The sequence below is a fragment of the Streptococcus suis genome (assembly GCF_019856455.1).
GTDB lineage: Bacteria > Bacillota > Bacilli > Lactobacillales > Streptococcaceae > Streptococcus > Streptococcus suis_AE.
The window spans coordinates 793103-800099 of the sequence record NZ_CP082205.1 but is presented as its reverse complement, the minus strand read 5'-3'; the positions used below and the strand labels follow the sequence as shown (position 1 = coordinate 800099).

Sequence of the window (6997 nt, the reverse complement as noted above, 5' to 3'; positions counted from 1 at the left end):
TAACTATTGCCTTTTATTTAGACTTTTATACTCAATAAAAAATCCCGACCTTATAGGCCGAGATTTTCATATTTTGTTCGATAACCAATCTGTAAGATTTTCCCATCTTGAATCAAGAGAGGACGTTTAATCAGCATACCATCATTAGCTAATAAGTCTAATGCTTGATCCACCGTTAAACTTTCAAATTTATCCTTCAGACCAAGTTCGCGGTAACTATTTCCTGAAGTATTAAAATACTTTTTCAATTCAAGACCTGTTGCTTCCATCCAAGCTTTTAGCTCTTCAGCGCTAGGCGGTGTTGACTTAATGTCAATAGCTTCAAATTCCAAGCCCAAACTCTTCAGCTCTGCTTTTGCTGCCCGACAAGTCGAACATTTAGGATATTCATAAAATAAGATCATTTCTTCACCTCAAATCTCGGATTTTCATGTTGCAAGAGCCAGATTTTCTTATCCAGTCCACCTGCATAACCTGTCAACTGTCCTTTTTGATTGAGAACACGGTGACAAGGAACAATAATAGAATAGGGATTGCGCCCAACTGCTCCTCCTACTGCCTGACCAGAACGAATGTCCAGTTGCTGGGCAAGTTGCCCATAGCTAGTCGTCTGACCATGAGGGATTTCTTTCAATAAAGCCCAGACTTTTTCCTGAAATTCAGTCCCAATAGCTTCAAGAGGCAGGCTAGTAAAATCCACCTCCTCACCTGAAAAATAAGCATCCAGCAAGAGACTGGTCTGGTCTAAAATGGGATGGGGGGCTAAAATAGCTTTCTCATTCAAGCCTCGTTCAAAAAACTTCTGGTCCTCAAACCAGGCTCCGCGCAAGCCTTTATCACCGGCCACTAGGGACATTGCCCCTAGCGGACTCTGGTAGATTGTTTTTACATACATACCTAATTTTTATTTTTGATAACACGAACCTTGACAATAGCATCCGTTGCTTCAAAATTAGCAACCAAAGCGTCAATTTTACTCTTATCTGCCTCATCCAAATCCAGCAAGGTATAAGCATAGCCACCTTTAGACTTATTGATAATGTTGTCAATGTTGATGCCCAATTCAGACACGGCAGTGGTGATTTTTGCCACCATGTTTGGAATGTTTTTGTTGATGAGAGTAATCCGATAGGGAGCATCCAAGAACTGTTTCACATTTGGGAAGTTAACTGAGTTGATGATTTCACCAGTCTCCATAAAACGACGAATGGTCTGACCAGCTGCAATGGCACAGTTGAGCTCTGCTTCCTCTGTTGACCCACCAACGTGTGGGAAGACAATGATATTATCTTTATTCAACACTTCTTCTGTACCAAAGTCAGTGATGTAGTTCTTAATAACTCCTGCTTCGATAGCTTCAAACAGGTCAGCGTTATTGACCAACTCACCGCGGGCGAAGTTAATCAAAGTCGTTCCTTTCTTCATTTGGCCAAAACTGTCCGCATTGAACAAATCACGGGTCTTGTCTGTCAAAGGAACATGGACTGTGATATAGTCAGCATTGCTAAAGATTTCTTTCAAATCATCCACACGTTTGACATGGCTGGAAATGGTCCATGCAGTTTCTACTGATACATAAGGGTCGTAACCAAGCACATTCATACCCAGACGGCGAGCATCGTTGGCAATACGCGCACCGATAGCACCCAACCCGATAACGCCCAAAGTTTTGCCTGAAATCTCTGTCCCAGCAAACTGCTTCTTACCTGCTTCAACCTGCTTAGGTACATCATCTCCTGACAATGTATTTGCCCACGCCGTCGCTCCGATATAGTCACGTGCTGACAAGAGGATGGAAGCAATGACTGCCTCTTTTACGGCATTGGCATTGGCACCTGGAGTGTTGAAGACCACGATCCCTTTCTCAGTTGCCTCTTCGATTGGAATATTATTAGTCCCTGCACCAGCACGGGCAATGGCTTTCAGATTTTCGGGAAAATCAAAGCCATGCAAGTTTTCAGAACGGATGATAAAGGCATCTGGATTTGCTGCATGATCTCCGTCAATCTGGAATTTATTGCCCAATTCCTTGAGACCAACTTGGTTAATATTGTTAAATGTTCGTACACTAAATACCATTATTTTTACCTAAAAAGGGGAGTGGGAAAGAACTCACCTAACTACAGAAGAGTTCGTCTTACTTCCAAATCGTAGGTTCGGGCTAAAATAGTCCACTGGACTATTTTAGTCCCACCCCCACACAGCTCCAGCAGTCAGAGTAGTGACTGTTGGAGGTTGGAAATAAGGCGAACTCAGTTCGTATCCGTCGTAAAGGTCAGATTTGGAGTATAAAATACGAACTGCTGAGATTTGCTTCGCAAATCTTATCTCCAACCTTTAACAGTCCACTGGACTGTTAAACCCAATCAACCACTGTGCTGAGATGTTGACTCGAACCTTGAGAAGTAGTAATGAGCTGTTGCCTCGTCCCTTTGCTTTCGTTTTTTTTTAGTTATTCCCAAGCAACCAACGGTCGTCTTCACTGATTTCCTGGTAAAGACTTCGCTCGCTCTTATGCTTGATTTTTTGATAGGCTAGACGTTCTCCGTCTATTGGGACTTTACCACAATAGACATAACCTAATTTTTTTAGAATGTGCTGCATTGTCTTATTCTGCTCGTGGGTATCACAGCGGAAATCCGGTCCTTTTTGACCTTCAATTAAACCTTGCAAAAAAAGTTTGTATGATTCCTTGACCACGAAATTCGTCAGCTGCTGCAATTCTATGAAATGTTGTATATACAGGATGATTGTGCTGCCATTTTCCTTCATATATGGCCTCATATTCTGCTTCTTGACCACGATGAACGGCGGCATAAACTGCCACCTTACCGTCAACTAGACCAACGTAACCTCTGCCAGAAAGAATGTCATCAAAGATATCCTCTTTATTTGGATACTCTCCCTGCCATTGATTGATACCGGAGGTTGCTAGAAATGCACGAGCATCTTCAAGAATATCGACAATAGCCTCCATCTCATTTGGATGTGCTAATCTAATTTCCATTAAGCATTCTCCGCTGCAAATTTTTTCATAAAATCAATCAAGTCGACCACACCTTGACGTGGGAAGGCATTGTAGAGTGACGCTCGCATACCGCCAACAGAGCGGTGTCCCTTGATGTTCTTGAAGCCTGCTGCTGTCGCTTCCTTGACAAATTTGGCATCCAATTCCTCACTTGGAGATACAAAAGGAATGTTCGCTACTGAACGCTCTTCTTTTTTACGAACAGGGTTGCTGTAAAAAGCTGACGCGTCAATGTAATCGTAGAGCAGACCTGCTTTTTCACGGTTGATTTTTTCCATTTCGTCCACACCACCGATTTCTTTTACCCATTCAAAGACGAGTTTAGAAATATAGATAGAATAAGCTGGTGGCGTATTATAAAGAGAGTCATTTTCTGCTTGAATACGGTAGTCCAACATGCTTGAAAGCATTGGTTGATCATTGAGGAAGTCCTCACGAACAATCACCACCGTCACACCAGCAGGACCAATATTTTTCTGAGCGCCAGCATAAATCATGGCAAAATCTTCAACATTATAGCGAGCCGCTAAGATGTTCGAAGACATGTCGGCAATGACTGGCACACCATTGGTGTCAGGAATTTCATAAACTGCTGTTCCTTCAATAGTGTTATTTGTTGTCAAATGCACGTAAGCAGCAGTTGGATCAATATCATTTTTATCGAAGGTTGGCAATTCTGCATAGGTGATATCTTCTGTAGAGCCAAGCAAGATTGGTTCAAAGTCAATAGTCTTAGATAGCTTCACAGCCTCAGTATAGGCTTTTTTACCCCATGAGCCACCGACAAGATAGTAGGCTTTTTTACCTTGGGCAAAGTTGAGAGGAATCATAGTAAATTCCAAAGATGCTCCACCTTGTAAGAACAACACCTTGTAGTTATCTGGAATGGCCATCAATTCACGAAGCGTCGCTTCAGCACCTTTAATAATATCATCGAAGTCCTTGGAGCGATGGGACATCTCCAAAACACTCATTCCCGAACCATTGTAGTCCAAGAATTCAGCTTGAGCACGTTCAAGCACTGGTTTTGGCAATACTGCAGGACCTGCAGAGAAGTTGTAGATTGTCATAAAATCCCTCCATTAAGTTAGTCTGTTCATTATATCACAAATATTCAGACAATTCCATAAAATATGCTGAGTTCTCAGAAAAGGTACGGAAAATACCTAAAAACCAAAAAGACCAAGCATTAGCCTAGTCCATGATAAATATCGTATACTTCTTGTTTTTTGAGTTGGTAGCGTTTGGCCACTTCTTTGATAGCCTGATTAGGTTTTATGCCACTTGCAATTTCCCTTTCTACCTCAGCCTTCAAGTCTACTTCGTCAGCAGAAGGATAGACTACCTCACCAGCACCCTCGACAATAATCAAGCATTCTCCCTTAAGTGGATTTTCTTCCAAATACTCTAGTAATTCGGAAATGCTTCCTCTCTGGTATTCTTCGTATAACTTGGTCAACTCTCGAACAACTGTTACCTGACGATCACCATAAACTGTCAACATATTTTCTAAGGTATCTGCCACACGATATGGAGATTCATAGAAAATTTGCGTCTCAGGATAGGTCTTTTTTTCTTGGAAAAATTCTTTTTGCTGCCCCGATTTTCTCGGTAAAAATCCATAAAAAATATGTGGTTGGGGTGCCAAACCAGATGCAATCAAGGCTGTAATTCCCGCCGATGCTCCTGGAAGTGCTACAACAGGAATATCTTCCGCAATCGCTGCCCCTACCAGGTCATGACCAGGATCCGAAATGGAAGGCAAACCTGCATCAGAAACTTGCGCAATGGACTGACCAGATTTGAGCCAATCAATCAAAACTGGAATTTTTTCATGGGCATTGTGTTCATGAAAGGATATTTGCTTGGTTTCTACTTCAAAATGTTTGAGTAGGAGGCCTGTATTTCTCGTATCTTCCGCTGCAATTATATCCACTTCTTTCAAAATCTGAACAGCTCGGAATGTCATATCCTGTAAGTTTCCAATTGGCGTTGGCACCAGGTATAAAGTCCCAAAACTCGTCTGTCCCTTAAATGATTTTTGTACTTTCATCCTAATCTCGATTCAATAATTCTACACAGAACATACAAGGTTCATCATTATCCCTACGTTGACCATAAGAGAAGGTACAAATATGGAAACCATCTTCGTAAATATTCTCCAAATTCTCCTTACCAAAGTTGGAAGATTTATGGCCTGTCTTATCATCTTTTTCCAAACGTTCGCGCAACTTGGAATTTTCCAAACGGAGGGTCGTATTTTCATCAATAACTCCCTGTAAATGCTTTTTGATAGCATCCACTTCTGCCAACGTGGTTAGAAGATTCTGCGAAAAATCATCTAGGGCATCAAAAATTTCTTTTTTATCCATTATCTCCCTTTCTTTTATTTTACAGAGTTATATACTCTAGACTATTTTGTAGACTTACGTTTGCCTGCCACATCTTCTTAGCCTTAAGAACAGCATCCATTTTTTCACGTACATTTGCCGATTCCATCATTTTCTCAGATAATATCAGACTCAGAAGGTCAAACAAACGCCCCTGCTCAGCTTTTTCCACAGCTAAAGACACTAGGATTCCAACTTGCAAATATGCACGTGTAGGCTCCACCAAGAGCAAGTCTGTAAATTTCTTTGCCTGTCCCATCAAATCTAAAAAGTTTTTATTTTCTGCTAACTTTTTCGCTTCTTCTTGACTTGAAACCAGTTGAGCTAAGAGATTCGCTTGTGTTTTTAACAAGCCCTCCTCTTCTAACATTCGCTCCATGGCCGGAATATTTTTAGGAAAACCTATAATCTGTGTCCGACTCTTGATAGTAGGAAGGACAGCTTCTTCCTGATTGGTCAATAAGAAGATGTGAATAGCTGACTGAGGTTCTTCAATCACTTTTAGCAAAGAGTTGGCTGCGTTAGCATGCATTTTCTCAGCATCACGAATAATGAAAACCTGCTTATTGGATTCAAATCCAGATTGTGAAAAATTCTTAACTAATTCACGTATCGTGTCTGTTTTGATAACATTTCCCTGCGGTGCAATAACAGTAAGATCTGAAAACTCATTTGCTTCAATTAGGCGACAAGACCGACACTTCTGACAAGGAAGGACGCCTTCTTTCTCCTGACAAAATAACGATTGACTGAGAAAAATTGCCATATCAAAACTAGCAAAGTCACCTGAAAATAGATAGGCATGTGCCAAACGTCTCTGCTCTAAAATTGTCACAAAACGTTGAAATACACTGGGTTGTAAGTTTCTAAGTTCTTCAATCTTCATGTTCTTTCTGCAAACCGTTTCTTAATGACCACCAGAGCATCTGCAACAACAGCCTCTAGTGGCTGACTGGCATCAATCTTTACAAACCGCTCTGGTTCCTGCTCTAAAATACTAAGATAGCCTTGACGCACCCGTCTATGCATATCTGCTTTTTCCATATCCAAGCGATCCACATCACGGTCAGCATTGCGGGCAATTCGAGCCAGCCCCTCCTCTGTATCAATATCAAAATAGAGGGTTAAATCTGGCTTTAAACCATCTGTTGCAAACTGGTTGAGCCAATGGATGTCATCTATATCCAAGCCCCGTCCAAATCCTTGATAGGCAATAGAGGAATCGATAAAACGATCAATCAAGAGCAATTTCCCCTGTGCCAAGGGTGGAAGAATCTTTTCTTTCAAATGCTGACGTCGTGCTGCAATGAACAATAACAGCTCCGTCTTATCATCCATCGCTGTATTGGCAGGATTGAGAATTATATTGCGAATTTCTTCTGCAATCGCCACCCCACCTGGCTCTCTAGTTGTGACTACTTCTGGCCCCAATTCCTGCAAGGCTGGCAATAACTGTTGCAATACCGTCGTTTTCCCTGCCCCATCTGGACCTTCAAATGTAATAAAAAAACCGTTTCTCATCTTTCCCTCGCTCTTAGTACCAGTATGCACAGTCCAGCACTTCACTTGTGAAGACTGG

Annotated in this window: 8 protein-coding genes and 1 pseudogene; all 9 read right to left on the bottom strand. The window is 41.6% G+C overall.

Annotated elements, in window-relative coordinates; all coding sequences use genetic code 11:
- Positions 1–50: 50 nt before the first annotated feature.
- Positions 51–404 (bottom strand): arsenate reductase family protein, encoded by a 354-nt coding sequence (locus K6969_RS04030; RefSeq protein ID WP_024409826.1) that lies wholly within the window; start codon positions 402–404, stop codon positions 51–53.
- Positions 401–895 carry a methylated-DNA--[protein]-cysteine S-methyltransferase gene (locus K6969_RS04025; RefSeq protein WP_029173576.1) on the bottom strand — a complete coding sequence of 165 codons (495 nt, stop codon included), beginning with the start codon at positions 893–895 and terminating at the stop codon, positions 401–403. The genes K6969_RS04030 and K6969_RS04025 overlap by 4 nt, the downstream gene beginning before the upstream one ends.
- Before the next feature lie 2 nt (positions 896–897).
- On the bottom strand, positions 898–2079 hold the full coding sequence (locus tag K6969_RS04020) for a 3-phosphoglycerate dehydrogenase family protein (RefSeq protein ID WP_029173575.1): 1182 nt from the start codon (positions 2077–2079) through the stop codon (positions 898–900).
- Between the two features lie 369 nt (positions 2080–2448).
- A pseudogene (locus tag K6969_RS04015) lies at positions 2449–3007 on the bottom strand (GNAT family N-acetyltransferase).
- On the bottom strand, positions 3007–4098 hold the full coding sequence (gene serC / locus K6969_RS04010; protein ID WP_029173573.1) for a 3-phosphoserine/phosphohydroxythreonine transaminase: 1092 nt from the start codon (positions 4096–4098) through the stop codon (positions 3007–3009). The pseudogene K6969_RS04015 and the gene serC overlap by 1 nt, the downstream one beginning before the upstream one ends.
- Before the next feature lie 119 nt (positions 4099–4217).
- Positions 4218–5081 (bottom strand): 16S rRNA (cytidine(1402)-2'-O)-methyltransferase, encoded by an 864-nt coding sequence (gene rsmI / locus K6969_RS04005; RefSeq protein ID WP_029173572.1) that lies wholly within the window; start codon positions 5079–5081, stop codon positions 4218–4220.
- A 1-nt stretch (position 5082) separates the two neighbouring features.
- Complete coding sequence (gene yabA / locus K6969_RS04000) at positions 5083–5400, bottom strand: DNA replication initiation control protein YabA (RefSeq protein WP_004298942.1); 318 nt, start codon at positions 5398–5400, stop codon at positions 5083–5085.
- A 19-nt stretch (positions 5401–5419) separates the two neighbouring features.
- The gene (locus tag K6969_RS03995) at positions 5420–6304 is read right to left on the bottom strand and encodes a DNA polymerase III subunit delta' (RefSeq protein ID WP_024418526.1); all 885 of its coding nucleotides are present in this window, start codon (positions 6302–6304) and stop codon (positions 5420–5422) included.
- Positions 6301–6939, bottom strand: a complete 639-nt coding sequence (gene tmk, locus K6969_RS03990) for a dTMP kinase (protein ID WP_024418527.1) — start codon at positions 6937–6939, stop codon at positions 6301–6303. Before tmk ends, K6969_RS03995 begins: the two co-directional genes overlap by 4 nt.
- Positions 6940–6997 lie beyond the last annotated feature (58 nt).